This window comes from Pseudonocardia bannensis, assembly GCF_012911875.1.
GTDB classification, from domain to species: domain Bacteria; phylum Actinomycetota; class Actinomycetes; order Mycobacteriales; family Pseudonocardiaceae; genus Pseudonocardia; species Pseudonocardia bannensis.
This window is the reverse complement of the sequence record NZ_JAAXKZ010000089.1, coordinates 1-26,055: the sequence shown is the minus strand read 5'-3', so window position 1 is coordinate 26,055 and position 26,055 is coordinate 1. Positions and strand designations below refer to the sequence as shown.

Sequence of the window (26,055 nt, the reverse complement as noted above, 5' to 3'; positions counted from 1 at the left end):
CGTTGAGGTCGGCCTGCGGGTCGGTGGTGGGTGGGGCGGTTACCCCGCCGCGCTCGTCGGGGCGGTGTACGTACGCCGTGCGCAGGCCGCGGGACCGGGCCGCGGCCAGGTCGTCGACGTGCGCGGCCACCAGCATCACCTGCTCCGGCGCCAGGCCGAGCAGCCGCGGGGCGGCGTCGTAGATCTCCGGGTCCGGCTTGTAGTGGCCCACCAGCTCCGCGGACAGGATGACGTCCCAGGGCAGGCCGGCGCGCTTGGCCATGTGCACGAGCAGCGCGACGTTGCCGTTGGAGAGGGTGCCGATCACGTGGTCGCGCTTGAGCCGGATGAGCCCGTCGACGACGTCCGGCCACGGGTCGAGCCGGTGCCAGGCCAGCACGAGCTCCGCGCGCGCGGGCTCGGGGACATCTGCGACGCCGAACTCCACCAGCAGCTCGTCCAGCGACTCCCGGTGCAGCCCGTCGAGGTTGGTCCAGGGCTGCTCGCCCCGGCGGACCCGGTCCATCGACGGCAGGTAGCGCCCGCGCCAGGCGTCGGCGAACGCCTCGGGGTCGACCTTGCCGTCCAGCAGCGCGCGCACGTCGCGGGCCACGCCCGGCCGCCAGTCGACCACCGTCCCGAACACGTCGAACACGAGCGCGCGCACGTCGCGGAGCCCCGGCGCAGCGGCCGTGGACGCGGCCATGGATGTCCTCACCCGCCAGACCCTAGCCAGCGCGCGCGAGAGCGGCCCCGGCGATGATCGTCGGGGCCGCTTCCGCGTCACCGTCAGGGCGTGGTGGCCGCCCCCGGTGCGTACCGGCTCGCCAACAGGCTCTTGCAGTACTCCCCGTTGGTCTCGATCCCGACCCGCTGCAGCCGTGCCCGGCGCAGGTGCAGTGGCACCTGCTCCGACGTCACCCGCGTGCCGTCGGCGTGCACCAGCAACGGGGCGTCGTCGCCGTGCGGGATGCCCAGCGCGGCCCGCCGCTCCCGGAGCCGGTCCAGGTCGGGCGACGGCGGCACCTCGCCGAGGGTGAGCTCGGCCAGTTCCTCCGGACCCATCCCGGCGTCGACCAGCGGCCGGGCGACCCGGTCCTGGCCGGCCAGCGCGGCCTTGGTGAGGAACTGGGCGCGCAGCGCGTCCAGCTCCTCGACGGCCTCGCCGGCGAACGACCCGACGAACCCGGAGTGGGCGGCGACCCCACCGTTGATCTCGGTGGAGGCGAAGTGATCGGCCAGTGTCACCTCGGCGCGAGTGACCCCCTCCGCCGCCGACACCGCGTCATAGGCGTCGGCGACCATCAGGAACGAGAAGTTCGGCGCGCAGAAGAACGTCGGCAACCGCAGCACTACCGTGGCCACCCCGGCGGCGGAGACGGTGCACGACTCGACGAAGTCGAGGTCCGTGATGGGCTCGTCCAGCTCCGGGTCGAGCACCGTCTCCAACGCCGCCCACACGGTGGGCGGTGTGCCCGGGGGGGCCTCGATCATGCCTGGACCCCGGCGGTGTCCTTGACCAGTTCCTCACCGGGCTGCATCGGCTCGTCGGCCGTGGTGGGCAGCTGGCACTCCGCGGGAACCTCGATGTCGTACAGCTTGGCCGCGTTCAACCCGAGGATCTTCTTCTTGCTGGCCGTGGTCAGGCGCGGGTAGTCCGCGTACTGGTCGTCGTCGGGCATCTGCCAGTCGACCAGGCCCTCCACCTGCCACTTCGGCTCCCAGATGCCGTAGTCGCTGCCGAAGGTCATCTTGTCCTCGCCGACCCAGAACAGCAGCTCGCCCATGACCTTGGCGAAGAACTTCGGCCGGGCGTGCATCAGGCCGCCGACCACCACGGACAGGCCCGCGTAGACGTTGGGCTCCTGCACCGCCATGAAGCAGAAGTCCTCGATACGCGGCAGGCCGACGTGCTCGACGATGAAGTTGAGGTCCTGGAAGTCGGTCGCCGCGTGGTCGACGTCGGCGACGTCGAACGCGTCCTTGTCCAGCGGCCAGATCGTCGGGCCCTTGTGCACGTGGATGTTCTTGATGCCCAGCTCCTGCGCCTTCTCCAGGAACCGGTAGCACTCGGGATCGTTGAGCTTGTAGCCGCGGGAGTCGCCGATCCACTCCGCGGTGTAGAGCTTCACACCCTTGAGGTTGTACCGCTTGACGTCCTCTTCGAGCTGCTTGAGGCCGGCATCGCCCTCACGCGGGTCGAAGCGGCCGTTGGTGATGAACTTGCCCGGGTACTTCTCGGTGAGCAGGTTGTTCCGCTCGGAGGTGTTGAAGCCCTCGGTGTACCAGTACTTCAGGTAGGTCGACTGGAAGATCGCGACGTCGACGTGGCCCTCCTCGAAGACGTCGCGCATGAGGTCTTCCTCGGAGTACTTCAGGTACTTCTCGTAGTCCCACTGGGTCTCGGGCGGGCCGAGCTGGTGGTAGCCGTAGAAACAGTCGATCCAGCCCTTCGCGAGGTTCTCCCGCCCCGGTACCCAGTTCTCCCGGCTGGCGTCCCAATAGTGCATATGCGAGTCGACGATGAAGTACTTCTCGCCATCTTTCTCGTACATGGTGGTGGTGCCTCCGCGTCAGCGTCGTTGCAGGACAGATCGGGTGCAGGCGGTCAGGGGACGAGGATCGCGCGGCCGCGGACGCGGCCGGCGTCGAGATCGTGGATGGCGTCGAGCGCCGCATCGAGCGGGTACTGCTTGGTGTGCAGCGTGACCTTGCCGGCCTGGGCCAGGACCATCAGCTCGGCGAGGTCGTTGTAGGTGCCGACGATGTTGCCGATGACGTTCTTCTCCCCGGCGACGAAGTCCAGGGTCGGGGCGGAGAACTGGCCGCCGTAGCCGATGACGAACTGGTAGCCGTCCGGCCCGGTCATCTGCCAGGCGTCGTTCTCGGCGCCCTGCTCGGCCACGAAGTCGAACACGACGTTCGCGCCCTCGCCGCCGGTGAGGTCCTTGACGGCGTCGATGTGGCTGCCGTCGGCCTGGACCGTCTCGTCGGCGCCGATCTGCTTGGCCAGCGCGAGGGCGTCGGGGTTCTTGTCGACCACGATGATCCGGGTCGCAGTGAGCGCGGCCAGGCACTGGATACCGATGTGGCCGAGCCCGCCCGCGCCCTGCACAACGGCCGTGGTGCCGGGGTACAGCAGCGGGATGGCCTTGCGCGCCGCGTGGTAGGCGGTGATGCCGGCGTCGGCCAACGCGGCGACGTCGGCGGGGTTGGTGTCCGGGTTGAGCTTGACGCACGCTCGGGCGCTGGTGCGCAGGTACTCGGCCATGCCGCCGTCGTTGTTCGACAGGCCGGGGAAGAACGCGTTGGTGCACTGCATGTCCTTGCCCGCGCGGCAGGCCCGGCACAGCCCGCAGCTCGGCTGCGGGTGCAGGATCACCGTGTCGCCGGGGGCGACGTTGCTGACGCCCTCGCCGACCTCGTGGACCCAGCCGGCGTTCTCGTGCCCGATGACGTAGGGCAGCTCCGGGCCCATGGCCTCGGCCCACTGGCCCTCGAGGATGTGCAGGTCGGTGCGGCACACCCCGGCCCCGCCCACCTTGACGATCACGTCGAACGGGCCGGTGATCTTCGGTTCGGGTATGTCGTCGATCTTCGGATCGGCGTGGTACTCGTGCACGCGGACGGCTTTCACGCCCGCACCTCCTCGGTCTCGGCGGAACGCGCTCGGGGCGGCGTTGCTCGCGGGATCACTGGTCCGATCCCAATCCGAGGTGGTGACGGTCACAAGGGGGTGGATTCCACGGAGCGAGAAAAGAGACGAAACGGGTGCGGGCCGATCAGGCCTTCACCGACCGCCAGACCTGCTCCGGGAGCAGCGCGACGGCCTGCTCCAGATCGACGTCGGGTGATCCGGCCAGCCAGCGCCGGGCCGCCTCGCCCGGAGGGCCGACCACCAGTATCTCCATCAACGGTGCCGGCAGGTCGACCACCCGACCGGCCTCGACGTGCGGGCGCACCCATTCCAGCAACCGCTCCACCCGGGGGGCCTTGGCGGCGGCGACGAGCGCGGCGTGCGGCGGCGCGAAGGTCAGCCACGGCGTGCTGTGGATGAACCGTGCCGCCGCCGTGTGGTCGGCGACGAAACGCAGGTAGGCCACGACGAGGGCGTGCACCCCGTCGCGTGCCGTGCGGGCCGGGGTGGTCGCCCCCACCAGCGCGTCCATCAGCTCACCCATGCACCGGGCGTAGAGCGCGGCCGAGAGCCCGTCGAAGCTGCCGAAGTGGTGGTAGAGGCTGCCCTGGCTCACGCCGCTGGCCGCCGTCACCGCGTGCACCGTGAAGCCCTCGGAACCGTGCGCGGCGTGCACGGCGAGAGCGGCGTCGAGCAGCCGGCGGACCGTCTGCTCGCCGCGCTGCTGCTTCACCGGGGTGGGCCTATGACGTGTAGAGCGCGTCGAGCCGGTCGCGGTGGGCGTCCTCGACCTTCTTGCGACGGATCTTGAGGCTCGGGGTCAGCTCCCCGTCCTCGATCGTCAGCTCCCGCTCCAGCAGCACGAACTTCTTGATCGACTCCCACCGGTTGACCTGGGTGTTGAGCTGGTCGAGGTAGCCCTGCACGAGGTCGCGGACCGCGGGGGACCCGATGATCTCGGCATAGGGCCGATCGCCGAGGCCCTGCCCCGCGGCCCAGCTCCGGATGGCGTCCGGGTCCAGCGCGATCAGCGCGCTGCAGAAGTTCCGGCCGCTGCCGTGCACGATCACCTGGCTGACGTACGGGCACAGCGCCAGCAGCTTGCCCTCGATCGGCTGCGGGGCGACGTACTTGCCGCCGGAGGTCTTGAACAGGTCCTTCTTGCGGTCGGTGATGCGCAGGAAGCCGTCGGCGTCGATCTCACCGATGTCGCCGGTGGCGAGCCAGCCGTCGTCGAGCGCACCGGCGGTGGCCTCGGGCAGCTGGTGGTACCCGCTCATGACACTCGGGCTGCGCATCAGTACCTCGCCGTCGGGGGCGATGCGGATCTCGGTGCCCGGCAGCGGGTGCCCGACGGTGCCGAGGCGATAGCTGTCGGGCCGGTTGACGCTGGCCCCGGCCGCGCACTCGGTCATCCCGTAGCCCTCGAGGATGAGCACCCCGGCGGCGTGGAACCAGCGGGCCAGGTCGGGCGCGAGCGCGGCGGAACCGGAGACGAAGAACCGGATCCGCCCGCCGAACCGGTCGCGGATCTTGCGCAGCACCAGCGCGTCGGCGACCCGGTGCGCGAGGGCGAGCAGCGGCGGGACCGGCCGGCCGGCGAGCGTGGCCTCGCTGACCTTCATCCCGACGGACAGCGCCCAGTCGAACAGCTTCGCCTTCACCCCGCCCTCGGCGGCGACCGTGGTGACGATCTTCGCGTGCGCCTTCTCGAAGATCCGCGGCGCCGCACCCATGAACGTCGGGCGGACCACGGCGAGGTTGTCCACGATCCGGTCCACCCGCCCGTCGACCGCGGTGGCGAAACCGATGGCGAGCTGCGCGGTGAGCAGCACCTTGCCGAATGCGTGAGCGAGAGGGAGCCAGAGGTACTGCAGGTCGTCGGGGCGCAGGATGCGCTCGGAGGCCAGGGTCCCGCCCTGGTAGGCCCACGCCGCGTGGGTGAGCCGGACGCCCTTGGACCGGCCGGTGGTGCCGGAGGTGTAGATCAGGGTGGCCAGGTCGTCCGGGGCGATCGACGCGATCCGCGCGGTGACCGCGTCCGGAGTGGCGGCGAGCAGTTCCGCGCCGCGGCGGGCGAGCTCGTCCAGCCCGATGACCCAGCCGTCGTCGCCGTCGTCCCCGGTCCCGGGGCCGCCCTCGACGAGCACCACGGTGTGCACGGCGGGCAGCTCGGCCCGGCGCTCGCGCAGCTTCGCCAGCTGGGTCGGGTCCTCGGCGATGACCACCCGGCTGTCGGAGTCGGACAGGATGTAGGCGACGTCGTCGGCGATCGTGCTCGGGTAGACGGTGGTGGTCGCGGCCCCGGCGCACATGACGGCGAGGTCGGCGAGGATCCACTCGTAGCGGGTGCCCGACACGATGGCCACGCGCTCCCCGGGCGCGATCCCCAGGGCGAGCAGGCCGGCGGCCAGCTTCGTGACCCGCTCACCGGTGGCCCGCCAGGTCACCGACTCCCACGATCCGTCCGCCGCGGGGAAGCGGAACGCCTCGTCGTTCGCTCCACCGGCCACCCGGTCGAGGAACATGCCTGCGATGGTCGCGGCGCCCGCCCCCGTCGGGGGGTTCAGGTGCTGGGTCGTCGGCCGGCTCATGGGTGCTCCTCGGGCAGGTCGCGGTGGCGCGCCGAGGTTAACAACAGATCAAAACAAGATTCTAGAAAAATGTTCGAGTCTGCCTCGATCGGGAGCTTCCTATCGCTCTCGGCAGCGCACCCCACGGTCTTTCGCTCTGCTGTTACTGGTGGGTAACCTCGCGGGATGGAAGACGATGCGAGCTGGGTGGCCGACGCGATGAAGGCGACCGTGCCCTGGGTGAGCACCGCCGGGATCGAGTTCGGCGAGATCACCGCGCAGCGGGCGACCGCCGTGCTGCCCGACCGCGCCGATCAGCGCAACCACGTCGGCGGACCGCACGCGGCGGTGATCTTCGGGCTCGCGGAGACGGCGTCCGGCGCGGTCGGGCTGGCGGCGTTCGGCACGACGATGGAACACGCGACACCGCTGGTGGTGAGCTCACAGATCGGCTACCGCAAGCTGGCTCGCGGACCGCTCACCGCGGAGGCCGTGCTGACCCGGCCCGCCGACGAGGTGCTCGCCGAACTCGACGCGGGGCGGCGGCCGGAATTCACGGTCGAGGTCAGCGTCCGCGACGCCGAGGGCGCCCAGACCACCGCCGTGTCGGTGGTGTGGACCCTCAAGCCGAACCGCCCCGTCCCGACGGCCTGAACCCGGTCGGGCTCGCTCCGGTCGGCGGCCGGGCGGCGACGGTACTAGCGTCCGCCGACGTGCGAGTCGTGATCGCGGGAGGACACGGACAGATCGCCCTTCGACTGGCCACGTTGCTGGCCGGGCGTGGCGATGAGGTGATGGGCGTGGTGCGCAACCCCGGCCACGTCGACGACGTCGAGGCCACCGGGGCGAGCGCCGTGGTGCTCGACCTCGAGTCGGCGACGGCCGACGAGCTGGCCACGCACCTGGGCGGCGCGGACGCGGTGGTCTTCGCGGCCGGCGCGGGGCCGGGCAGCGGGGTCGCACGCAAGGACACCGTCGACCGGGCGGCCGCGGAGCTGCTTTCGGACGCCGCCGCGCAAGCCGGGGTGCGACGCTACCTGCTGATCTCCTCGACCGGTGTGGACGAGCCCCCGGCCGAGGGTACGGACGAGGTGTGGGCCGCCTACCTGCGCGCGAAGAAGGCCGCAGAGGACGCGATCCGGGCCACCGACCTGGACTGGACGATCCTGCGCCCCGGCCGGCTCACCGACGACCCCGGGACGGGACGGGTCCGGCTCGCGCCCCCGCCCGTCGACCGCGACGAGGTGAGCCGTGACGACACCGCGGCCGTGCTCGCCGCGTTGCTCGACGCCCCGGGCACCGCCGGACAGACCCTCGAACTGCGCGCGGGGGACGACGCCATCCCCGATGCGGTCGCCACGCTGGCCGGGACGCGTCCGTGACCGCCGGACCTTCGTCGTCGTGATCGGCGGCGGGCCGGTCGGCGCGGCGCTGCACGCCGTCGGGTGCTCGGGCGCGGCGCTGGAGGCCTACCGCGCTGCCTGATGGCGGGTCAGGCCGTCTGGGTGAGAGCGGCGGCGATGCCCAGGGTGGTGGCCATGAGTGCGACCTCCACGCCGGCCCAGCGCAACACCGGGGCGCGCCCGGTGGCCAGACGGCGTCGGGCGAGCCCGCCGAGGCCGGCGAGCAGGATGAGGCAGATCGTCTTGGTGATCACCAGCCAGCCGTAGCCGGTGGTCCACAGCGCGGCCCAGGAGGACAGCCGCACCTGCGCGTTGAGCACGCCGGTGACCGCGACGGCCACGACGCAGAACCCGGCGAGCCGGGAGAAGCGGGGCAGCGCCGCCCCCAGCAGGGTGCGGCGGTGGGCGATCAGCACGAGCATGGCGCCGAGTCCGCCGACCCAGGCCGCGGCCGCCCCGATGTGCAGCGCGATCATGATCACCGCGAGCTGGTGGTCGGGCGCGGAGCTCGCGTGCCCGGTCACGGCCGGGGTCACCGCGCCGAGCAGCGCGGCGACCAGCGCGACCCGGATCGGGACCTGCTCGGGCCGCAGCATCCGGGCGACGGCGGAGCCGAGCACGACCGCGGCGCACCCGGCGGTGAGTACCATGCCGCGGCCCGCGGCCAGCTGGACGCTCCACTGCACGACCTCACCGGAGCCGAGCGACGTGACCGGCCGGCCGAAGGCGTCCGCGGCGCGGAACATGATCCCGACCAGCACCAGCACCAGCCAGGCCCCGGCCAGCGCGACGAGCGCCCGGTCGACGCGGCGTCGCAGGTCGAACGTCTCCCGGTACTCGGTGCCGCCGGGCAGCAGCACGCTCAGCAGCCCCAGCCCGATGCAGGCCACGGCCGCGACGTCCATCCCGGAGCGGGTGACCGAGGTGCCGATCAGGATCGGGACGGCCGAGCCGTCGAGCGCACCGGCGGACACGCCGGCCACGACGGCGGTGACGACCGCGAGCCCGGCCCACAACGCCGGTTGCAACAGGCGCCGGGGACCGGGCCGCGCGGCCGCCCTGGTCATCCTCGGCCCAGCCGCAGGGCGACTACGACGCCACCGCCGACCAGCACCACCGCTCCGACGATCCACGGCCAGATCGGCGCTCCGCCGGAGCCCTCGTCGGGCGCGACCGCGGCGGCCGGTGCCGGCTCGGCCGCCGCCGGGGCGGTCGGGGCCGTGGCAGCGGCGGGGCCGGGCGTGGTGAGGGTGAAGGACACGCTGCCCTCGATCGGGTGCCCGTCGTCGGATACCACCCGGTAGCCGATGTCGTAGCGCCCGGCCGGGCCGAGCGGCTTGACCCCGACACTCACGGTGTTGCCCGACGCGACGGGCTCGCCGTCCTGGTAGGCCTGCCTGTCGGGGCCGATCACGGTGAGGGTGTTGAAGCCCTGCTGCATCTTGTCGCTGAAGCTGACCGTCACCCGGGTCGGGGCGGTGGCGAGGCTGGCGCCGTCGGCCGGGTCGCTGCCCTCGAACTGGGCGTGGGCAAGCGCGGGTGCCGCCCCCAGCACGAGGGCGAGCCCCGCCAGGATCGTGACGGCCAGGGCCCGGCCGGTGGCGCGGACCGTTCGGGTGCTCACGAAGTCTCCTCTCGGGTGGTGGTCCGGCGGGTGCCCCGGGTGCGCAGCGCGGCTCCGGCGCCGAGGCCCAGCCCGAGCGCGCCGAGCAGCAGGCCGGCGCCGCCGAGCCAGCGGGCCGTGGAGTCGGTGCCGGCGACCGATGCGGTCAGGGCGGGCCGGCCGCCGGTCCCGTGGCCGTGACCGGCGGCCGCAGCGTCGGCGGCGACCAGCGTCACGGTGGGGGCGGGACGCTGCGGCTCAGCACCGCCCGGCGGGGTCGGCTCGTTCCAGGCCACGACCTTGCCGTCGTCGTAGGTCTGAGTGGCCGGGAGCACGAGGGTGTCGGTGTCGGTCGGCAGCGGGCCGACCGAGAGCGGGAAGTCGACGAACTCGCCCGGCCCGATCCGGGTACCGGGCTGGGCGGTCCACGTGACGGTGCTGACCGCCTCGGTGATCGTGCCCCCGTTGCGCTGGATCGGTGTGGCGAGCGGTGCCTTGACGACGCTCGCCGTCCAGCCGGACATCGGGGTGGTGCGGGCCGAGGTGATGGGGTGGTCGGCGGGCAGGCTGACCTCGAGCTTCACCGTGCCTGCGGTGTCGGACTCGTTGGGCACCCGCATGGTGATGACGGTGTAGCCGCCCTGGGTGGCCTGGCCGGGCTGGGCGGTGACGTGCGCGAAGGCGGGCGCGGCGCCGATCAGGGCCGCTGCCGCGGCCACGGTGACGACGACGCCGCCGCGCAGGGCGGATCGACGGAACGGTCGGGTCATGGGGTCTCCGGACGGGGGTGTCCGCTGCCGGCGCGCCCTCGGGTGGCGCGGGAGCGGGACTGGGTCGGGTGGGCTCGGTCAGGCCCACACCGGCGGGCCCCGCCGGGCCAGTCCGGAGATCGGCACCCGGGCGGTGTGCCCGACCACGGCGGGCGCGGGCACCGGAAGGGTGCGCAGCGGGCGGTCGGCCGGCGGCGGGGTGATCCGCCGCGGCAGCGCCCGGCGGAGCGCGGCGAACACCGTGAGCAGCACGTGATCGGCGTCGCGGATCATCGCTGCGGTGACCAGGGTCGCGACGGCGTGCATCGCGAGCATCGTCGTGACCCCTACCCCGGTCGTGACGACGACGGCGCCGGGGTGCGAGTGGGCCAGCACCTCCATCAGCACGTGCATCCCGAGCTGTCCCGCGCCGAGCACGACGAGCATGCCCGCTGCGGTGCGGCAGGTGTCGGCCAGCGCCGTGACGAGTGCCGCGAACAGCGGGAACAGGATGACGAGCAGCTGGAGGTCGGGCGCGGCGCCGCCGGCGGCGAGGTGCCCGGCGGCGGTGATCAGAGTGCTCATCACCGCGATCGTGAGGGCGCGGGCACCCGGCATCGGACGCGCATCATCACCCGATGGGGCGGTTCGGCGCGTCATAAGAGGAACGGTAGACGCCGCGGACGGGCACGACCACACGCGCTGGGGGGCCGAAGATGCGGGGTCGGCCACGCCTGCGGCCCGTCCGCAGGCGGTGCGATCAGGTGCGGATGCCCAGATGGATGAGCAGAGCGGTCTCGATCTGGTCGAGCTCGCCGGAGATCGCCCGGTAGGCGGTGCGCCGCCGCGGGGTGGGCATCTGCTCCGCGGCCCGGACCGCCACCGCGAGGTCGGCGAGCCGGGGCCGCGTGTCGAGGGCGAAGCGGCGGGCCGCGCCGGTGGCGTGCGCATCGGCCGAGTCGAGCTCGACCAGCGCTTCGGCGGCGCGGGAGATCCGGGCGTGCAGCGCCCCACCACGCCCGGAGTAGGTGGAGAGCTGGTCGGGGGACACACCGAGCTTGCGCGCCCGGTGCTCGTCCCACCGGGACCGGGCGAGACCCGCCACAGCGAGTGCGTACGGGGCGAGCAGGGGAGCGACGGCCTTGCCCACGCCGATGGCGCGCTTGGCCCGGGCCGGGGTCAGCGGCCCGCGAGCGGCCTTCTCGGCCTTCGCCGCCTTCCGGGCGGCCTTCCTACCGGGCTGCCCGTTCGTTCCGGCACCGGCGATCGTGTCGGCGTCGGTGGTCGCCGTTGCGCCGCGACCGGCGCGGCCCGCTCTCCTGGGTCCTCTTCGGAGCCCCATGTCCGTCCTCCTCGTCCCCCGCGCGCCGAGGTTGCGGGCAGCTTAGAGCCCGGACGCGCCCGTGGCAGGCGCGGAGGTTGTCGGCCGAGGTCTCTACCCTCGGGCGTGTGACACTGACGGTGAACGGCAGGAGCGACGCGGCAGGGGTCGACGGGATCCTGCTCGACGCGGCGGCGGTGACGCGCTGCCGCCGACGGGTGCATCTCGATCACGACCCGGCCTCGGTCGACGCGCCGCAGGCGCTGCCGGATCCGTCGCTCGAGCAGCGCCGGACCGATGCGGTGGCGCACCGGGCGCAGATCGGCGCCGCGCTCGCGGCGGCCACCGGGGAGTCCTTGCACGCGGTGCCGGCCGAGGGCCCGGCGCGCCGGCGGGCCGCGGCCACGGCCGCGGCGGTGGCTGCGGGAGCGCCGCTGATCTGGGGGGCGGTGCTGCCGCTCGACCGGTCGGCCGCCCGCCGCGGGTCGGCGGAACTGCTGGTCCGGGCGCCCGGCGGCGGCTATCTGCCGGTGATCGTCGTCCGGCACCGGATCACCGATCCCGGTTCCGGCGCGCTCACCACACCGCTGCTGGAGCCGTGGCCGGGGCGCGCCGCGCCCGACCCGGACCGCAAGGTCCGCTCCCAGCCGCGCGACCTGCTGCGGCTGGCCCACCTCAACCGGATGCTCGGCACCGCCGGCTGGGGCGCCGAGCCGGGGACGGCCGGCAGCGAACTCGGGGGCGTGATCGGGGTCGACGCCGACGTCGTCGTCTGGCACGACCTGTCGGCCGGGCACTGGCCCGGTGGCCGCAGCACGCTGGCGGAGTACGACGCGCGGTTCGCCGATCGGGTCGCCGTGGCCGCTGCGGCGGCCACCGGCTCACCGGCACTGGCCGCACCGTCCCGCGTCACCGAGTGCCGGCGCTGCCCGTGGTGGCCCACCTGCGAGGCGGAGCTCACCCGGACGCAGGACGTGAGCCTGGTGGTGCGCGGGGAGACGGCCGTCGTGCTGCGCTCGGCCGGGATCGGCACCGTCAGCGGGCTCGCGGCACTCGACCCGGCGGGGGAGCCTCCGGTGCCCCTGCCCGGCATGCCCTTCGCCGACACAGTGGCGCTCGCCCGCGCCTGGCAGCGCGGGCTGTCCGTGGTGCGCCGGGTGCCGCGGGTGCCGGTGCCGCGGGCGGATGTCGAGGTCGACATCGACATGGAGAGCTTCGGCGAGTCGGGCGCGTACCTGTGGGGGGCGCTGCTCACCCGCCCCGGTGGCACCCGCCCCGGTGACGAGCCCGAGGGCTATCGCTCGTTCGCCACCTGGGAGCCGGTGCCCACCGATGACGAGGGCCGCTCGTTCGCCGAGTTCTGGACGTGGCTCTCGGGTGTCCGGGCCGCTGCGGCGGCGACCGGTCGCACCTTCGCCGCCTACTGCTACAACGAGCAGGCGGAGAACCGCTGGTTGCTGGCCTCGGCCCGGCGCTTCGCCGGGATGCCGGGCATCCCCACGGTGGCCGAGGTGGAGTCGTTCATCGCCGCGCCGTCCTGGGTCGACCTGTTCGCCCTGGTCAGCGACTGGTTCCTGTGCGCGCACGGTAAGGGGCTCAAGCGCATCGCGCCGAGCGCCGGGTTCAGCTGGCGCGATCCCGAAGCCGGTGGGGAGAACTCGATGCGCTGGTACCGCGACGCCGTCGGGATGGACGGCGCCCCTCCGAACGTGGTGCAGCGGCAGCGGTTGCTGCAGTACAACGAGGACGACGTCGAGGCCACCCGAGCGCTGCGGGTGTGGATGTCCTCCCCGGCGATCGACGAGGTACCGCTGGCCGCCGACCTGTAGCGCCCCGCCTCGCCGCGACGGGCCCGCGGATCGCGGGGGATGCGAGAGTGGCGGCATGGCTCCCCGGAAGCACGAGCAGCAGGGACAGCACGGCGCGGCGTCGAGCACCCACTACCTCGGCACCGCCACCGCGATGGCCGTGCTGGCCCGCGGCGGCAACGCGTTCGACGCCGCGGTCGCTGCCGGGTTCGTCCTGCAGGTCGTCGAGCCGCACCTGTGCGGTCCGGGTGGCGAGGTGCCCGCGGTCTTCGTCACCGCCACCGACCCGGCGCCGCGGGTGCTGTGCGGGCAGGGTGTCGCCCCGGCCGCGGCCACGACGGCCCGGCTGCGCGACGACCTGGGCCTGGACATCGTGCCCGGCACCGGGCTGCTTGCCGCCACCGTGCCGGGGGCGTGGGACGGCTGGCTGACGCTGCTGCGTGACCACGGCACCCTCACCCTGGCCGAGGCGCTCGCACCCGCGCTGGGCTACGCGCGATCCGGGTTCCCGCTGGTCCCCCGGATCCCGCCGACGATCGCCGCGGTCGCCGACCACTTCCGTGTGCACTGGCCGACCTCGGCAGCGCAGTGGCTCCCGGGCGGCCGGGTGCCGGCCACCGGCGACACGTTGCGCCTGCCCGCGCTCGCGGCCACCTGGGAGAAGCTGCTCGCGGCGGCGGTCGGTCCGACCCGCGAGGCGCAGATCGACGCGGCCCGCGACGCCTGGTACCGCGGTTTCGTGGCCGAGGAGATCGCGGCGTTCTGCGCCACGCCGGTCCGTGACGAGAGCGGGCGCGACCACGCGGGCCTGGTCACCGCCGACGACCTGGCCCGCTGGTCGGCGTCCTACGAGGACGCGGTGACCGTCGACACCGGCGACGGCTGGACCATCGCCAAGTGCGCTTCCTGGTCGCAGGGCCCGGTCCTGCCGCAGGCCCTGCAACTGCTGCGCGACACGGACCTGTCCTACGCCGACGGCGTCGCGACCGCGGACACCGTGCACGTCGTGACGGAGGCGGCCAAGCTGGCGTTCGCCGACCGGGAGGCCTGGTACGGCGACAGCCTCGATCCCGGGGACCGGGTCCTGCTCGGGACGCTGGTCTCGGCGGCCTACGCCGGCGCCCGCCGGGCCCTGATCGGTGACACCGCGTCGCTGGAGCTGCGGCCGGGCCGCCCGGACGGCCGCGAGCCCCGGCTGGCCGGATACGCAGCCCGGCCCGGCGCCCCCCGCGGCGACGGTGTGTCCGCGCCCGGCCTCGGCGAGCCGACGGTGAGCCCCACCGGCGCGGTGCGCGGGGACACCGTGCACGTCGACGTGGTCGACGCCGCGGGGAACATGATCTCCGCGACGCCGTCCGGTGGATGGCTGCAGTCGTCGCCGACGATCCCGGCACTCGGTTTCTGTCTCGGCACCCGGGCCCAGATGTTCTGGCTGGAGGACGGGCTGCCCGCCTCGCTCGTGCCCGGACGGCGTCCGCGCACCACGCTCAGCCCATCCCTGGGACTGCGCGACGGCGAGCCGCGGATCGCGTTCGGCACCCCGGGCGGTGACCAGCAGGACCAGTGGCAGCTGTGCTTCTGGCTGGCCCACACCGTGGGTGGGCTCGACCTGCAGGCCGCGATCGACGCCCCGGCGTGGCACTCCACGGCGTTCCCGGCGTCGTTCGCGCCGCGGGGGTGGGAGCCCGGTGGGCTGGTGGTGGAGTCCCGGCTCGGTGCCGACACGATCGCCGCCCTGGCCGCGCGGGGGCACCTGGTCACCGACGCCGGGCCGTGGGCGCTCGGGCGGCTGTGTGCCGTCGGGCGTGGGGGTGGGCGACTGCTGCGGGCCGCCGCCGACATCCGCAGCGGGGTCGGGGCGGCCGCCGCGTACTGAGCGCCGACGGGGCCTGACTCCCTCAATTGTGGGGTCGTTACGCCCCTTTGTCGTGTCTGCCGCTCGCCCGTTCGGCCCCCCAAGCTTCCCCAGGTTCGGACCACACGGGTCCGGTACAGGGGGGAGACACGAGGGCCATGCAGGGTCGGAGCACGGAGAACATGGGTGGGTGCCCGTTCAGCGGCGCCGCCACGGTGACCGACCAGCGGGTCTCCCGGCGCCGGGTGCTCGCCGGCGCGGCCGGTCTCGCCACGTTGCCCGTCCTCGCCGGGGTCGGCGGCACGGCCGTCGCGGCGCCGAGCGGACCGGTCGCCGCTCCCGCCCCGACGCAGGCCGTGCGCGGCCGGGCGCGGGCGATGCGGGGCGCGCACGGCATCGGCGACCCGCGGGGCAGTGACATCGCGGTGCGATTCGGACGCGACCGGGAGGCCCGTTTCGGCGTCATGTTCAAGCGGCTCCCGGCGTTCAACCCGCCGGATGCGCTGCTCACCGCGCTGGCTCTGCGCATGAACGACGGCAAGCAGCCGCTGAGCGATGTCAAGGACAGTGACGTCGAGTTCGACAACGTCAGCATGCCGGCCGGCTACATCTACTTCGGTCAGTTCATCGACCACGACATGACGCGCGACAAGACCCCGCTCACGCTGCAGAAGCAGGACCCCCGGGGGATGGTCAACTACGACACCCCGAAGTTCGACCTGGGCAGCCTCTACGGCGGCGGCCCGGCCGCCAACCCGGAGCTGTACGACCCGGCGAAACCGGGCTACATGTTGGTCAACTTCCACGACGGCGTCCACGACCTGCCCCGGGACGACGTGGGCGCGGCCTACCTGGGCGACCCGCGCAACGACGAGAACCTGATCGTCGCGCAACTGCACGTCGTGTTCCTCCGGCTGCACAACAAGTTCCGCGACCAGGGCAAGACCTTCGAGCAGGCCCAGCAGCTCGTCCGCTGGCACTACCAGTGGCTCATCGTCAACGACTTCCTGGCGCGGATCGCCGGCAAGAACGTGGTGAACAGCCTGCTGCGCCGACGGGGCAAGGGCCCGATCCAGTTCACCGGGCGGCTCTACCAGCCGCGCAACCCGAACCGCCCCTACATGCCGGTGGAGTACGCCGGAGCCGCGTACCGCTTCGGGCACAGCATGATCCGCGCGGAGTACGAGGTGCAGGACGGGCACACGGTGCCGATCTTCGCGCCCGACGGCTACGAGGACCTGCGCGGTTCGCGGCCGATCCCGGAGAACATGTGGATCGACTGGAACTACTTCTTCGACATCCCCGGCATGAGCACGCCCGACGACCGCAACATGGCGCGGCTCATCGACACCCAGCTGTCGCTGCCGCTGTTCACGCTGCCGTCGACGGTGGTGGCGCCGACCGCCGGCGCGATCATCGCGCTGGCCGAGCGCAACCTGCTCCGCGGCAAGCGGCTCGGCCTCCCGGCCGGCCAGGATGTCGCCGTCGCGATGGGGATCAAGCCGCTGAGCAACGCCCAGCTGGGGCTCACCGAACCCGGGTGGAAGGGCAAGGCGCCGCTCTGGTTCTACATCCTCAAGGAGTCCGAGCTGCTCGGCGGCACGAAGCTCGGCCCGGTCGGCGGGCGCATCGTGGCCGAAGTGATCCTCGGGTTGATGGCGCTGGACCGGACCTCGTACTTCAACAGGAACCCCGAGTTCAACCCGGGCGGCTCCTTCGCGATGGGCGACCTGATCCTCATGGCCGACGCCATCGACGAGCGGGCTCGGGAGGTGAAGCCGGAGGAGCCGCACCCCGAGGAGCCGCACCCCGAGGAGCCGGAGGCTCCCGAGGAGCCGCACCCCGAGGAGCCCGAGGACGAGGCCGACCCGGCGGCGCTCCCCGAACCGGCCTCGCCCACCGTCTGACCCGCCGTCGCGGTCGGGGCGTGGCGGCGACGGCGGCGTAGCCTGACGGCATGGTCCTGTTCGGACGCGACAAGTCACAGATGGTCACCGCGGAGCAGGCGCTGCCGGGCCGGTCGACCCCGTTGGCGGTGCCACAGCAGCACTTCGTCACCGGCAACCGGATCCAGCCGCCGTTCCCCGAGGGCCTGTCCACCGCCGTGTTCGGCATGGGCTGCTTCTGGGGTGCGGAGCGGATCTTCTGGCAGACCCCGGGCGTCTACTCGACCGCGGTGGGCTATGCGGGCGGGTTCACCGAGAACCCCACCTACGAGGAGGTCTGCTCCGGGCTGACCGGGCACACCGAGGTGGTGCTCGTGGTGTTCGACCCGGCGCAGGTCAGCTTCGAGACGCTGCTGAAGGTGTTCTGGGAGGGCCACGACCCCACCCAGGGCATGCGGCAGGGCAACGACCGGGGCACCCAGTACCGGTCGGCCGTCTACCACGTCGACGACGCGCAGCGCGAGCTCGCCGAGTCGACGGCGAAGACCTACGGCGAGGCCCTGCGCGCCGCCCGCTACGGCGAGATCACCACCGAGATAGCCCCGCTGGCCCACTTCTACTGGGCCGAGGACTACCACCAGCAGTACCTGGCCAAGGTGCCGAACGGCTACTGCGGCATCGGCGGGACCGGGGTGAGCTGCCCGGCCGGGGTCGGGGTCCAGGCGGACGTCGAGCGGGACTGAGCCAGCCCCGCCGGCGCCGGATCACCTGCGCCGTTCGGCGCCGGCCTCCTCCTCGTGGTGGCTGCGCAGCGACCCGGCGTGCGCCCGCGCGGTCGGATCCCGCCGGACCTTGACCAGGCTGGCCACCGTGGTCACGACCAGCACCACCACGATGACGATCAGGCTGACCTCGGTGGGGATCTCCGGCACCCGCGGATCGATGTCCACGTGCGCCCAGTGCAGGATCAGCTTGACGCCGATGAAGGCCAGGATGATCGACAGGCCGGTGGACAGGTAGACCAGCCGGTCGAGCAGGCCGTGGACCAGGAAATACAGCGCCCGCAGGCCGAGCAGGGCGAACGCGTTCGCCGTGAAGACGATGAACGGCTCGTCGGTCACGCCGAACACGGCCGGGATCGAGTCCAGCGCGAACAGCAGGTCGGTGCTGCCGATCGCGACCAGCACGATGAACAGCGGCGTCACCGCACGGCGGCCGTCCAGCCGGGTGACCAGCCTGCCGTCGTCGTACCGGTCGGTCACCGGCAGCACCCGGCGGGTGAGCTTGACCAGGCCGTTGTCCTGGATGTCGGGGTCCTCGTCGCGATGCCGGAACAGCTGGACCGCCGTCCAGATCAGCAGCGCGCCGAAGATCAGGAACATGAACGAGAACAGCGAGATCAGCGTCGCGCCGAGCAGGATGAAGACGGCTCGCATGATCAGCGCGAGGATGATGCCGAAGGTCAGCACCTTGTGCTGGTGCTCCTCGGGCACCGCGAAGGTGGTCATGATGATGACGAAGACGAACAGATTGTCGACCGAGAGACTCTTCTCGACGATGTAGCCCGCGAAGTACTCGGTGCCGAACTGGGGCCCGGCCCACATCGCGAGCACGACACCGAACGCGACCGCGACCCCGATGTAGAACACCGACCAGAACACCGCCTCGCGGAAGCCCACTCGATGGGGCCGCAGCGCGGCCAGCACCAGATCGAGGGCCAGCAGACCGACGATCAGCCCGATCGTCACCAGCCAGGCGGTGAGACTGATCTCCCCCACGGGCTCCTCCTGGTCGCGGACTCACGCGGTCACCTGCCGCACAGTGGCGGTGATACCCGCGCTGTGCCTCCGCACACCGCCGCGCACCGTCGCTTCGTCTCGCGTGGAGGCCGGTCCGGCTGCGGGAGGACGCCCGTTCACGTCGTGGTGACGGAGATGGACGGCCGGCGGGTGGCTCGCTTCCGCGTCCCGGGAACCCCGCCGGGCAACGAACGCGATCACGGGAACGGGTCCCCGCTCCTCCTCGGGCGAGCCGATCAGGTGCCTCGCCCGAGGAGACCGTCCTGGGGAGCGGAGGTACTCGGTCAACAGGCGCAGGGGCGCTGCGGTGACGCGACCGCCGTCGCCCGTCGGTGAACGGTCCTCCACGACCGCTCGGCGTCAGCCGGCCGGCGTCCGGCTCGGCCCCTTACCCGTTCCGGCCGGTCTCCGAACGCGATCAGCGTGGCGGTCGCTCACCGGGCCCCGGCGCGCGCCCACGGCCGGTCAGGTACCGGACCAGGGTGACCAGCAGCCAGATCACGACGAGGGGCAGCAGCACCCAGAGGGCCGGCGCGCGGAGGAGCAGGGCTGCGTCGCGGGCCGCGGGGGAGCCGGAATCGAGCCCGAAGGACACCGCGATCAGCACCCCCACGGCGGGCAGTGCCGACAGCGGCCAACGCAGCGCGCAACCAGGCGCAGGGGGTGTGCGGGGCGCATCGACCATCGTCCCGGTGTCCCGGCCTGCGGCCTCCCGCACGAGCCGCGCGGGCGCGATGATGGGGTCATGGCCATCGCGTGGACGACGGTGCCGGCCCCGGCCCCGATCGGCGCGCTCACCGTCGGGATGAGCGACATCGGCGTGGTGCGGATCGGTTTCGGCGCAGCGCCCACCGACCTGGCGATCGCCGCCGACCGGCTCGGCGAGCCACTGGTCGTCGATCCGGAACGCATCGCCGCGGCCGCCGGTCAGCTCGCCGAGTACCTGGCCGGCACCCGGCGGGCGTTCACCCTGCCGCTCGACTGGCGGCTGACCTCCGGTACCCAGCGCAGGGTGCTCCGGGCGCTCTACGACGGCGTCGGCTACGGCCGGACCGTCACCTACGGCGAGCTCGCCGAGCGCAGCGGGGCGTTCCCGGGCGCCGGGCACGCCGGCCGCGCGGCCCGGGGCGTCGGGTCGATCATGGGGTCGAACCCGATCCCGGTGGTGGTGCCCTGCCACCGGGTGCTGGCGGCCGACGGCGTCGGCGGCTTCGGCGGCGGGCGCGCGACCAAGGAGTGGCTGCTCGCGCTCGAGGGTGTGCTCACCCCGGCCCTGGACTTCGACTCGCCCTGACCGGCGGCGCTCGACGACGCTCCGCTTCGCCGCCGCAGCCGCTCGCGCCGACGGCGATCAGCTCAGCGCGGCCTGGATGTCGATGTCGATCCGGAGCGTGCGCCCGATGGCCAGCACTCCCGCCAGCAACGACTGGTTCCAGCTGATGGCGAAGTCGTCCCGCGACACCTCCGCGGTCGCGGAGAACGCGGCGCGCGTCCCACCGAACATGTCCGGCCCGGAGCCGTGGTAGGTCACGTCCAGCGCGACCGGGGCGCTGACCCCCTTGAGCGAGAGCACCCCGTCGACCCGCCAGTGCTCGGCGGACAGCCGATGCAGACCGTCGCTCTTGTAGCGGATCTCCGGGTACGCCGCGACGTCGAGGAAGTCCGGGCTGCGCAGATGCTCGTCCCGGGTGGGGTCGTCGGAGTCGACGGCCGCGGGATCGATCACGACCTCGACCGAGCTGTTCTCCAGCGGATCGGCCACCTGGATCTGACCGGAGAACCGGCGCAGCCGGCCGTGGATCCGGCTCATCCCCAGGTGCAGGGCACTCGCGCGGATGCTGGAGTGAACCGGGTCGATGACCCAGGTGCCCGGCGTCGGCAGCACCCGGCCGCCGACCCGGGGCAGCGCCAGCACGCCCATCGACGCCGGTGCCCCGGCCGGCACCACGACCGTGCGCGCCGCGGGCTCGTGGCCCGCGGCCGCGACGATCACGGTGTAGCTGCCCGGTGCCAGCCCGTCGAGGACGAACCCGCCGTCCTCGCGGGCGGTGGCCCGGCCGCGCTGGGCGCCGGCGCCGTCGATGGCCGTCAGCGTCCCGCCCGGCAGCGGCCATCCGTCCGACGTGGTCAACCGGCCGGTGACGGCCCCGGCACTCATCGCAGGCTCCCGTTCTCCGCCGGGGTCTCGACCGGTGCCACCAGGATCCCGTGCGGGTCGGTCGGCGGGGCGTCCCCGCCGACGGTGGGGGCCGCCAGCGTGACCTGCGCCGTCGTGGCCCCGCCGGCCGTCACCTGCACGACCGTCGCGACGGGGGCGTACCCGCTCGCCGTCAGTGTGTAGGTGCCCTCGGGCAGGTCGTCGAAGACGAACCCGCCGTCGGCGTCGGTCACGGTGGCACCGACCACGCCCCCGGCCGGGTCGATGAGGGTGGCGAGGGCCTCGGGGACCCCGCGCCCGGTGCTCGCCGCGGCCACCGTCCCGATCAGCCGGGCCCGCCGGGGCAGCTCGATGTCGCGCTCGGTCGCGACGCCGCTGGGCAGCAGCACGCTCACCGCGACCGGCTGGAAGCCGGCGCCCGCCGCGGTCAGCGTGTACCGGCCGTCCGGCACCCCGGTGAGGTGGTAGCGGCCGTACTCGTCGGCGACGGTGGCCGCCGCAACGTTTCCGCGCACGTCGATCAGGGTGATGGCGATCCCGGTGACCGGGCGGGAGCCCCCGGCCGGGTCGGGGCTGCGGACGACACCGTGCACTCCGCTGGCCCCGGTCAGCAGCACGTCGTGACGGGTCGGGCGGTCGGCCACCGCGACCATCGCGGCGTGCGGCTGGAACGTGCCGGACGCCGCGACGACGAGGAAGGTGCCGCCGTGCGGGACGGCCAGCCGGTAGCTGCCGTCGATCGCGGTGGTGGTGCGCGCCGTCTGCCGGCCGGCCGGGTCGGTCACCGTGACCACGGCGTCGACCAGACCGGCACCGTCGGCGCGGTGCACGGTCCCGAAGATCCCGGGCCCGGCGGCGGGACCGGTGCCGTCGTACGCCGGTCCGGGCAGACCGGTGGCCGGCGGTGCATGCCGGGCGCCGGCGACCGCCGCGTACCCGTTGCCGGCGTGCCCGTTCCCGGAGCCCGCGCCGGCCAGGGCCGGCTGCGCGAACTCGGTGGTGGTGCCGGCGACCGTGCCGGGCGCCGGGGGAGCGGCGGCCTCCTCGGCGGCCCGTGCCTGGATCCCCGACATCGTGCGCAGCGGTAGTTCCTTGACGAACAGCACCACCACGAACGCCAGCGCCAGGACACACGCCACGATGAGGAACGTCAGCGTCATCGACTCCGAGAAGCCGACGAGGAACGGCCGGGCCAGGCGGGGGTCGATGCTCTGCAGGAACGACGAGTCGTTGAGCACGCCGGAGCCGGCACCGGCTCCCTCCGCGCTGTTCAGTGCGCCCAGCACCGGCGCGTTGGCCGGGTCGGACCGCACGGCGGGGTCGGCCAGCGCGGCTCGGAACTCCGGCGTGCCGGCGGCGTCGCGGAACGCCTCGCTGATCCGGTCGCCGACCGTGCTGAAGACGATCGAGAGGAAGATCGCCGTGCCCAGCGTGCCGCCGACCTGCCGGAAGAAGGTCGAGGACGCGGTGGCGACGCCCATGTCCCGGGCGGGCACGGCGTTCTGCACGGCCAGCACCAGGGTCTGCATGCAGCACCCGAGCCCGAGGCCGAACATGGCCATGTAGAGGTCGAGTTCCCACAGGTCGATGTCGACGGTGACCCGGAAGTGCATCAGGAGCATCGCGCCGACCATCAGCGCGATGCCCAGGATCGGGAAGATCTTGTAGCGACCGGTGCGCGAGGTGATCTGGCCGGAGACCACGGACGCGACCATGATGCCGCCGACCAGCGGGAGCATCATGAAACCGGACTCGGTCGGGGTCGCCCCGTGCACGATCTGCAGGAACTGCGGCAGCAGCGCGATGCCGCCGAACATGCCCATGCCGATGATCACGCCGGCGATGCTGGTGATGGCGAAGACGCCGTTGCGGAACAGCCGTAGCGGCAGCAGCGCGTCGTCGCCGTAGGCCCGCTCGGCCAGCAGGAACAGCACCAGCCCGACGGCACCGATGACGTAGCAGGTGATCGACCCACCGGAGCCCCAGCCCCACTCGCGGCCCTGTTCGGCCACGATCAGCAGCGGCACCAGGCAGATCGCGAGCGCGATCGCCCCCGGCCAGTCGATGCGGTGCGGGCGCGGGGTGTGCGGGACGTTGAGCACCTTGGCCACGACGATGAGCGCGATCACGCCGATCGGCACGTTCACCAGGAAGATCCAGCGCCACCCGTCGAGGCCCCAGATCTCGTCCTGACCGGAGAGCACGCCGCCGATCACCGGGCCGAGCACGCTGGAGGTGCCGAACACGGCGAGGATGTAACCCTGGTACCGGGCCCGCTCCCGCGGCGGCACGATGTCGCCGAGGATCGTCAGCGCCAGCGCGAACAACCCGCCGGCGCCGAGGCCCTGCACGGCGCGGAACGCGGCCAGCTGGTACATCGTCTGCGGGAACGTGCACAGCACCGAGCCGACGATGAAGATCGAGATCGCGATCAGGAACAGCGGCTTGCGGCCGTAGATGTCCGAGAGCTTCCCGTAGAGCGGGGTGCTGATCGTGCCCGTGATGAGGAACGCCGTGGTGGCCCAGGCCTGCATGCTGAGGCCGCCGAGGTCGTCGGCGATGGTCCGGATCGCCGTCGACACGACCGTCTGGTCGAGGGCGGCCAGGAACATGCCCAGCGCGAGGCCGACCAGGATCGTGAGGATCTGACGGTGGCTCAGCTCGTCCGGACTCCGTTCCGGCACCTGGGCGGGCGGCGCGGTGGCAGCCTCGGTGGACATCAGATTCCCCCTCCGTTCCGGCGCTCGGGGGCGGCCGGCGGTTCGTGGTGCTGGAAGTCGGTGACGAAGCGACCGAGCAGATCGGCGAGTTTCCGGCGCTCCTGCGAAGGCCAGTCGGTCATCGCGGAGGCGATGACCTCCGCGCGCCGGCGTCGGCTCAGCTCGAGGGCGCGGGTCCCCTCGGAGGTGGCGGCGAGCAGGCTCGCCCGGCCGTCGTCGGGATCGGCCCGACGTTCCAGGAGCCCCGCCTTGACCAGCGCCGCGACCCGACGGCTCACGGTCGACGGATCGGTGCAGACCGCTTCGGCGAGCTCGGAGGCCCGCTGCGGGCCTTCCGTCGCGAGGTGGGCGAGGACCTGGAAGCTGGCCCGGTCCATCCCGTCCTGCCCGGGGTGGCGCCCGGACCGCTGGATCAGCCGGATGAGCAGCCCCAGTTGACGCGCGACCGCATCGGCGACGTCGAGGTCCTCGGGCGTGCTCGTTCCACCCACCACGGCTGCTCCCGGAGATCCTTTACCAGCACTTTGCATGTATCACACAAGAAGTTGTTGGGCCCAACCATGCACTTGGGCGGCCTCAATGGGCAAGTCGATATCGACCGGCCGGGAGTGACCTCACTCACCCACCCTGCGAGTCGGGGCATCTCCCCCCGGGCGAGCCATCGGCGTGGGCGAACCGGGGTGTGGCCGTGCGCGGGCCGGCGCCCCTACCGTGGGTCCGTGCCCCCCGCCGACGCTGACCGGCCCCGGAGGATCCAGCTGCGCCGCACCAAGGGCTGGCGCAAGCCGGCCGGTGCGATCGTCGTCGCCCGGCCGGGACGCTGGGGCAATCCGTTCTCGGTCGCCGAGCTGGGGCGCGCGGAGGCCATCACGGCCCACCGCAGGTGGCTGCTCGCCCAGCCCGAGCTGCTCGAAGCCGCCCGCCGCGAGCTCGCCGGCCACGACCTGGCCTGCTGGTGCCGGCCGTCCGAGGCCTGCCACGCCGACTCGCTGATCGAGATCGCGAACGGGATCTAGCATGCGGGCAGGGAGGCAACCATGGCCGAGGACGTCCTGACCGCCGCCCGGGCGGGTGCCGGGATCCCGAACGTGTTCGATCCCCGGATCTTCGCCCGCGGCGTGCCGCACGATGCACTGCGCAGACTGCGCGACGAGCACCCCGTCTGCTGGCAGGACGAGCACGAGGTCGGGATCTGGCCGGCCGGACCCGGCTACTGGGCGGTGACCCGCTACGACGACGTCCGGCACGTCCTGCGCAGTCCGGAGGACTTCTCCTCCGCTCTCGGCGCCACCCAGATCCGTGACCCCGATCCGGCGGACCTCCCGTTCATCCGCAGGATGATCCTCAACATGGATCCGCCCGAGCAGGCGCGGATCCGCCGGCTGGTCACCGCCGCGTTCACCCGCCGCCGCCTCGAGCGGTTCACCGACACGATCACCGAGCGGGCCCGCGGCCTGCTCGACGCCGTCGCGCCGACGGGGCACTGCGATCTGCCGGTCGATGTCACCGACGACTTCCCCCTGATGAACCTCGCCGACCTGCTCGGGGTGCCCGCGGAGGACCGGGCGCTGCTGCTGGAGTGGACCAACCGGGTGATCGGCTACCAGGACCCCGAGCACGCCGCGGTGGTCCGTGATGCCGGCGGGCGACCGGTCAACCCGCGCTCCCCGGCGATGCTGGCCGACATGTTCGACTACGCCGAGCAGCTCGCGGCGCACAAGCGCGCGCACCCGGCGGACGACGTGATGACGGCGCTCGTGCAGGCCGACGTGGACGGCGAGCGACTGACCGACGCCGAACTCAAGATGTTCTTCTTCCTACTGGTCATCGCGGGCAACGACACCGTGCGCAGCGCCCTGCCCGGCGGCGTGCTGGCTCTCGTCGAGCACCCCGGGGCCTACCGGCGGTTGCGCACCGAGCCCACTCTGCTGCCGTCCGCGATCGAGGAGATGCTGCGCTGGCATCCGCCGGTCCTGACCTTCCGGCGCACCGCGACCCGCGACCTGACGCTGGCCGGTCAGCCCGTCCGGGCCGGTGACAAGGTCGTCGTCTACCACGTGTCGGCGCACCGCGACGAGCGCCGCTTCGCCGACCCCGCGACGTTCGACCCGGCCCGTGAGCCGAACGACCATCTGGCCTTCGGTCAAGGCCCGCACCTGTGCCTGGGGGCGCAGTTCGCCCGGTTGCAGATGCGCGTGTTCTTCACCGAGTTCCTCACCCGGCTGCCGCAGGTCGAGCCGGCCGGGCCGCCGCGGCGGCTCACGTCCAACTTCATCAACGGCCTCAAGAGCCTGCCGCTGCACTGGTGACGCGCGGTACCGAAGCAGCCGAACCGGGTGAAACGGTCCCCGCCCCCGCCGGCGGATCCGGTCGCCACTAGTCTCCCGGCACGCGACGGGGGGAGGCCCGGTGAGCACGATCGTGCACAGAATGGTGCTGCTCGCGGTGGGCGGCTGTCTGGTGCTCGCGGGCTGTGCCCAGCCGGGACAGCTCGGTTCCCCGCCGGTGGAGACGACGGCCCCGGCGCCCGTCGCCGCCCCGCCCACCCCCGACCTGCCCGCCGG

General features: G+C 73.0%; 26 protein-coding genes. 10 read left to right on the top strand and 16 right to left on the bottom strand.

What is annotated here, in order from left to right; translation table 11 throughout:
• The 6 genes from HF519_RS20860 to HF519_RS20835 all read right to left on the bottom strand — a co-directional run.
• A partial coding sequence (locus HF519_RS20860) for a haloacid dehalogenase type II (protein ID WP_312860244.1) occupies window positions 1-697 on the bottom strand: 697 nt, incomplete at its 3' end.
• 71 nt (window positions 698-768) lie between these two features.
• Entirely contained in the window at window positions 769-1,473 is a 705-nt protein-coding gene (locus HF519_RS20855) for an iron-sulfur cluster assembly protein (RefSeq protein ID WP_169414671.1), read from the bottom strand.
• Window positions 1,470-2,534, bottom strand: coding sequence for an amidohydrolase family protein (locus HF519_RS20850; protein WP_169414670.1), 1,065 nt, complete (start codon window positions 2,532-2,534; stop codon window positions 1,470-1,472). The genes HF519_RS20855 and HF519_RS20850 overlap by 4 nt, the downstream gene beginning before the upstream one ends.
• Before the next feature lie 53 nt (window positions 2,535-2,587).
• Window positions 2,588-3,616 carry an NAD(P)-dependent alcohol dehydrogenase gene (locus HF519_RS20845; protein ID WP_169414669.1) on the bottom strand — a complete coding sequence of 343 codons (1,029 nt, stop codon included), beginning with the start codon at window positions 3,614-3,616 and terminating at the stop codon, window positions 2,588-2,590.
• A 145-nt stretch (window positions 3,617-3,761) separates the two neighbouring features.
• Entirely contained in the window at window positions 3,762-4,349 is a 588-nt protein-coding gene (locus tag HF519_RS20840) for a TetR/AcrR family transcriptional regulator (RefSeq protein ID WP_169414668.1), read from the bottom strand.
• A gap of 10 nt (window positions 4,350-4,359) precedes the next feature.
• Window positions 4,360-6,210, bottom strand: coding sequence for an AMP-dependent synthetase/ligase (locus tag HF519_RS20835; protein WP_169414667.1), 1,851 nt, complete (start codon window positions 6,208-6,210; stop codon window positions 4,360-4,362).
• A 165-nt stretch (window positions 6,211-6,375) separates the two neighbouring features.
• On the opposite strand from HF519_RS20835, the gene HF519_RS20830 reads away from it, so the two are divergent.
• From HF519_RS20830 to HF519_RS20820, 3 genes are read left to right on the top strand one after another with little or no spacing between them, the layout of a single operon-like run.
• Complete coding sequence (locus HF519_RS20830; RefSeq protein ID WP_169414666.1) at window positions 6,376-6,843, top strand: DUF4442 domain-containing protein; 468 nt, start codon at window positions 6,376-6,378, stop codon at window positions 6,841-6,843.
• A 59-nt stretch (window positions 6,844-6,902) separates the two neighbouring features.
• On the top strand, window positions 6,903-7,571 hold the full coding sequence (locus HF519_RS20825) for an SDR family oxidoreductase (protein ID WP_169414665.1): 669 nt from the start codon (window positions 6,903-6,905) through the stop codon (window positions 7,569-7,571).
• Complete coding sequence (locus HF519_RS20820; protein ID WP_169414649.1) at window positions 7,537-7,674, top strand: hypothetical protein; 138 nt, start codon at window positions 7,537-7,539, stop codon at window positions 7,672-7,674. The genes HF519_RS20825 and HF519_RS20820 overlap by 35 nt, the downstream gene beginning before the upstream one ends.
• A 7-nt stretch (window positions 7,675-7,681) precedes the next feature.
• Here HF519_RS20820 and HF519_RS20815 read toward each other — a convergent pair whose 3' ends face one another.
• The 5 genes from HF519_RS20815 to HF519_RS20795 form a co-directional block, all read right to left on the bottom strand.
• Entirely contained in the window at window positions 7,682-8,659 is a 978-nt protein-coding gene (locus HF519_RS20815) for a CopD family protein (protein WP_169414664.1), read from the bottom strand.
• Entirely contained in the window at window positions 8,656-9,216 is a 561-nt protein-coding gene (locus HF519_RS20810) for a copper resistance CopC family protein (RefSeq protein ID WP_169414663.1), read from the bottom strand. Before HF519_RS20810 ends, HF519_RS20815 begins: the two co-directional genes overlap by 4 nt.
• A complete protein-coding gene (locus HF519_RS20805; protein ID WP_169414662.1) occupies window positions 9,213-9,965 on the bottom strand; it encodes a YcnI family copper-binding membrane protein in 753 nt (250 codons plus the stop codon). The genes HF519_RS20810 and HF519_RS20805 overlap by 4 nt, the downstream gene beginning before the upstream one ends.
• A 78-nt stretch (window positions 9,966-10,043) precedes the next feature.
• The gene (locus HF519_RS20800; protein WP_169414661.1) at window positions 10,044-10,529 is read right to left on the bottom strand and encodes a hypothetical protein; all 486 of its coding nucleotides are present in this window, start codon (window positions 10,527-10,529) and stop codon (window positions 10,044-10,046) included.
• A gap of 175 nt (window positions 10,530-10,704) precedes the next feature.
• Window positions 10,705-11,286 (bottom strand): DUF6474 family protein, encoded by a 582-nt coding sequence (locus HF519_RS20795; protein ID WP_246244734.1) that lies wholly within the window; start codon window positions 11,284-11,286, stop codon window positions 10,705-10,707.
• A 107-nt stretch (window positions 11,287-11,393) separates the two neighbouring features.
• Between HF519_RS20795 and HF519_RS20790 the strand changes: the two genes are divergently transcribed.
• From HF519_RS20790 to msrA, 4 genes are all read left to right on the top strand, one after another.
• Window positions 11,394-13,094 carry a TM0106 family RecB-like putative nuclease gene (locus tag HF519_RS20790; RefSeq protein WP_312860243.1) on the top strand — a complete coding sequence of 567 codons (1,701 nt, stop codon included), beginning with the start codon at window positions 11,394-11,396 and terminating at the stop codon, window positions 13,092-13,094.
• Window positions 13,095-13,149: 55 nt separating this feature from the next.
• Window positions 13,150-14,949, top strand: coding sequence for a gamma-glutamyltransferase family protein (locus tag HF519_RS20785; protein WP_169414660.1), 1,800 nt, complete (start codon window positions 13,150-13,152; stop codon window positions 14,947-14,949).
• Between the two features lie 137 nt (window positions 14,950-15,086).
• Window positions 15,087-16,835 (top strand): peroxidase family protein, encoded by a 1,749-nt coding sequence (locus HF519_RS20780; protein ID WP_169414659.1) that lies wholly within the window; start codon window positions 15,087-15,089, stop codon window positions 16,833-16,835.
• A 50-nt stretch (window positions 16,836-16,885) separates the two neighbouring features.
• Entirely contained in the window at window positions 16,886-17,557 is a 672-nt protein-coding gene (gene msrA / locus HF519_RS20775; protein WP_169414658.1) for a peptide-methionine (S)-S-oxide reductase MsrA, read from the top strand.
• 21 nt (window positions 17,558-17,578) lie between these two features.
• On the opposite strand, the gene HF519_RS20770 is transcribed toward msrA, so the two are convergent.
• On the bottom strand, window positions 17,579-18,592 hold the full coding sequence (locus HF519_RS20770; protein WP_169414657.1) for a TerC family protein: 1,014 nt from the start codon (window positions 18,590-18,592) through the stop codon (window positions 17,579-17,581).
• A 439-nt stretch (window positions 18,593-19,031) separates the two neighbouring features.
• On the bottom strand, window positions 19,032-19,298 hold the full coding sequence (locus HF519_RS20765; protein WP_169414656.1) for a hypothetical protein: 267 nt from the start codon (window positions 19,296-19,298) through the stop codon (window positions 19,032-19,034).
• Window positions 19,299-19,358: 60 nt separating this feature from the next.
• Here HF519_RS20765 and HF519_RS20760 point away from each other — a divergent pair, with 60 nt between their 5' ends.
• Entirely contained in the window at window positions 19,359-19,907 is a 549-nt protein-coding gene (locus tag HF519_RS20760) for a methylated-DNA--[protein]-cysteine S-methyltransferase (protein ID WP_169414655.1), read from the top strand.
• A gap of 57 nt (window positions 19,908-19,964) precedes the next feature.
• Here the strand turns inward: HF519_RS20760 and HF519_RS20755 are convergent, their stop codons facing one another.
• From HF519_RS20755 to HF519_RS20745, 3 genes are read right to left on the bottom strand one after another with little or no spacing between them, the layout of a single operon-like run.
• Window positions 19,965-20,771, bottom strand: coding sequence for a YceI family protein (locus HF519_RS20755; RefSeq protein ID WP_169414654.1), 807 nt, complete (start codon window positions 20,769-20,771; stop codon window positions 19,965-19,967).
• Window positions 20,768-23,491, bottom strand: a complete 2,724-nt coding sequence (locus HF519_RS20750) for an MFS transporter (protein WP_169414653.1) — start codon at window positions 23,489-23,491, stop codon at window positions 20,768-20,770. Before HF519_RS20750 ends, HF519_RS20755 begins: the two co-directional genes overlap by 4 nt.
• Complete coding sequence (locus tag HF519_RS20745) at window positions 23,491-23,985, bottom strand: MarR family winged helix-turn-helix transcriptional regulator (RefSeq protein WP_169414652.1); 495 nt, start codon at window positions 23,983-23,985, stop codon at window positions 23,491-23,493. The genes HF519_RS20750 and HF519_RS20745 overlap by 1 nt, the downstream gene beginning before the upstream one ends.
• 225 nt (window positions 23,986-24,210) lie before the next feature.
• Here HF519_RS20745 and HF519_RS31630 point away from each other — a divergent pair, with 225 nt between their 5' ends.
• Window positions 24,211-24,507: a DUF4326 domain-containing protein gene (locus tag HF519_RS31630; protein ID WP_312860242.1), complete on the top strand. Its 297-nt coding sequence runs from the start codon at window positions 24,211-24,213 to the stop codon at window positions 24,505-24,507.
• A gap of 21 nt (window positions 24,508-24,528) precedes the next feature.
• On the top strand, window positions 24,529-25,800 hold the full coding sequence (locus HF519_RS20735) for a cytochrome P450 (RefSeq protein ID WP_169414650.1): 1,272 nt from the start codon (window positions 24,529-24,531) through the stop codon (window positions 25,798-25,800).
• Window positions 25,801-26,055 lie beyond the last annotated feature (255 nt).

What these genes read in the sequence shown, in the direction of transcription:
- HF519_RS20765 (WP_169414656.1), bottom strand. Translation starts at nt 19,298, where the DNA reads ATGGTCGATGCGCCCCGCACACCCCCTGCGCCTGGTTGCGCGCTGCGT.
- HF519_RS20820 (WP_169414649.1), top strand. Translation starts at nt 7,537, where the DNA reads ATGCGGTCGCCACGCTGGCCGGGACGCGTCCGTGACCGCCGGACCTTC.
- HF519_RS20760 (WP_169414655.1), top strand. Translation starts at nt 19,359, where the DNA reads ATGGCCATCGCGTGGACGACGGTGCCGGCCCCGGCCCCGATCGGCGCG.
- HF519_RS20735 (WP_169414650.1), top strand. Translation starts at nt 24,529, where the DNA reads ATGGCCGAGGACGTCCTGACCGCCGCCCGGGCGGGTGCCGGGATCCCG.
- HF519_RS20785 (WP_169414660.1), top strand. Translation starts at nt 13,150, where the DNA reads ATGGCTCCCCGGAAGCACGAGCAGCAGGGACAGCACGGCGCGGCGTCG.
- HF519_RS20850 (WP_169414670.1), bottom strand. Translation starts at nt 2,534, where the DNA reads ATGTACGAGAAAGATGGCGAGAAGTACTTCATCGTCGACTCGCATATG.
- HF519_RS20805 (WP_169414662.1), bottom strand. Translation starts at nt 9,965, where the DNA reads ATGACCCGACCGTTCCGTCGATCCGCCCTGCGCGGCGGCGTCGTCGTC.
- HF519_RS20780 (WP_169414659.1), top strand. Translation starts at nt 15,087, where the DNA reads ATGCAGGGTCGGAGCACGGAGAACATGGGTGGGTGCCCGTTCAGCGGC.
- HF519_RS20795 (WP_246244734.1), bottom strand. Translation starts at nt 11,286, where the DNA reads ATGGGGCTCCGAAGAGGACCCAGGAGAGCGGGCCGCGCCGGTCGCGGC.
- msrA (WP_169414658.1), top strand. Translation starts at nt 16,886, where the DNA reads ATGGTCCTGTTCGGACGCGACAAGTCACAGATGGTCACCGCGGAGCAG.
- HF519_RS20835 (WP_169414667.1), bottom strand. Translation starts at nt 6,210, where the DNA reads ATGAGCCGGCCGACGACCCAGCACCTGAACCCCCCGACGGGGGCGGGC.
- HF519_RS20815 (WP_169414664.1), bottom strand. Translation starts at nt 8,659, where the DNA reads ATGACCAGGGCGGCCGCGCGGCCCGGTCCCCGGCGCCTGTTGCAACCG.
- HF519_RS20755 (WP_169414654.1), bottom strand. Translation starts at nt 20,771, where the DNA reads ATGAGTGCCGGGGCCGTCACCGGCCGGTTGACCACGTCGGACGGATGG.
- HF519_RS20800 (WP_169414661.1), bottom strand. Translation starts at nt 10,529, where the DNA reads ATGAGCACTCTGATCACCGCCGCCGGGCACCTCGCCGCCGGCGGCGCC.
- HF519_RS20855 (WP_169414671.1), bottom strand. Translation starts at nt 1,473, where the DNA reads ATGATCGAGGCCCCCCCGGGCACACCGCCCACCGTGTGGGCGGCGTTG.
- HF519_RS20830 (WP_169414666.1), top strand. Translation starts at nt 6,376, where the DNA reads ATGGAAGACGATGCGAGCTGGGTGGCCGACGCGATGAAGGCGACCGTG.
- HF519_RS20750 (WP_169414653.1), bottom strand. Translation starts at nt 23,491, where the DNA reads ATGTCCACCGAGGCTGCCACCGCGCCGCCCGCCCAGGTGCCGGAACGG.